This window comes from Rhodanobacter sp. C06 (assembly GCF_002001105.1).
In the GTDB taxonomy this organism is placed as follows: Bacteria; Pseudomonadota; Gammaproteobacteria; order Xanthomonadales; family Rhodanobacteraceae; genus Rhodanobacter_A.
The window spans coordinates 1-1,417 of sequence record NZ_MUNP01000052.1 but is presented as its reverse complement, the minus strand read 5'-3'; the positions used below and the strand labels follow the sequence as shown (position 1 = coordinate 1,417).

The window sequence follows — 1,417 nt, the reverse complement described above, 5'->3', positions numbered from 1 at the left end:
AAGTTTGCGCTGGTCAACCTATGGATGGCGCGCGGGATACTGCTGCAACCGAGATAGGGTTGCTGCGTCCGCCGTGGCCTGAAAAGGCTGGCGGCGGCACGAAGAACATGGAATGGGGCTCGCGGGCGGGAGCATCTTGCCTGCCGCTGGCTCAAATACGCGCCGAGAGCATGAGGCGGTGATTGATCAGACCATCCCTAACCTGTTACACGTTCGGACGCAAAATCTCGCGCCCGATCATAACTTAGCAATGGCAGGGCATCCATGCTTTTTTACCCAAGTTCGTGGTCTACTTAGCGTCGCCTCGGACCAACATCACCAGTTCGATCGTCGCAAATCCAAAAGGGGATTTTACATGCACCGAACACTTGTCGTGGCAGCAGCTATTTGTGCAACTCTTGCCGGCTGTGCGGAGATCGCCCCAGCCAAAATTGCTGCACCAGCATCTCTCTCCCCTATTCAGAGCAACGTAGAACGATCAAAAACGATTTATATCGCCAATGTCGCGGTTAAGCTAATTGACAAAAAGATAGGACAAATGAAAGGCGGGACACTATGCGTCGGAGGAACCGACCTGATGTGGGTTGACAACCATGGCGTTGTAAGCGCCATACAAGAGCAAATGGAAAAAACACTCTCACAGTACGGATATAAGGTTGATACCGGACTTATACCAGATAACGAAGAAAAAAATGCCGACGTTGTGATTGGCGTTGCAATTGAAAACATTCATGCAAACATTTGTTACTCTGTTGACGGAATGAAGGGCTCTGCATCATTAACATTGAAATGGGAGGTTATGGACAACAAAACCAAACAAACATTCTTTGTCACTGGATCAGGAGCATCCTCCATCTTGAAATTCAGCAGAACGGGCGATCCTGATGTTTTTGTGAATTCTGCCGAAATGGCGACTAAAAATATTTTAGCGCAAGACACATTTTTTCAGGCAACCAGAAAGTAGTAACTTCGCAATAAGCACGAAAGGGATGAAGGTAAGTAATCCTCGTGCATTCGCTGCCGCGCAGCGGCTGCGTCCGAGTGCGCGCCGGGAGCGCGCCGCTTTTCCGGGGCCCCTATGGCGCGGCGGGCGGGTGGAGGAAAGTCCGCAGGATGGCTCGCAGGGATGCGAGCCAGTTTTTCGCCGGCACAGGGACATGCCGTCGAAAAACCCCGTAACCCGCACGCGCACCCGGAAGGCAGGATGCCTGGAGGGCGCGCCATCGGGGTGTCGTTTCCTCTTGGTTACTTCTACTTTGGACAAGCAAAGGAGAAGTAACTCGGGCCGCGGCAGCGGCACGAAACCGCTTTGTCGCTTGCGTAAGCACAGAAGCAAAAGCCCCCCTCACCCCAACCCTCTCCCCCAACGATGTTGGGGGAGAGGGAGGACCGCATGCGTCCATCGCGAGCCATCACC

Annotated in this window: 1 protein-coding gene; it reads left to right on the top strand. The window is 53.3% G+C overall.

Going from position 1 to position 1,417, the window contains the following annotated elements:
• The first annotated feature begins 178 nt into the window (after positions 1-178).
• Complete coding sequence (locus tag B0E52_RS18365) at positions 179-964, top strand: hypothetical protein (RefSeq protein WP_139351653.1); 786 nt, start codon at positions 179-181, stop codon at positions 962-964.
• Positions 965-1,417: the final 453 nt, after the last annotated feature.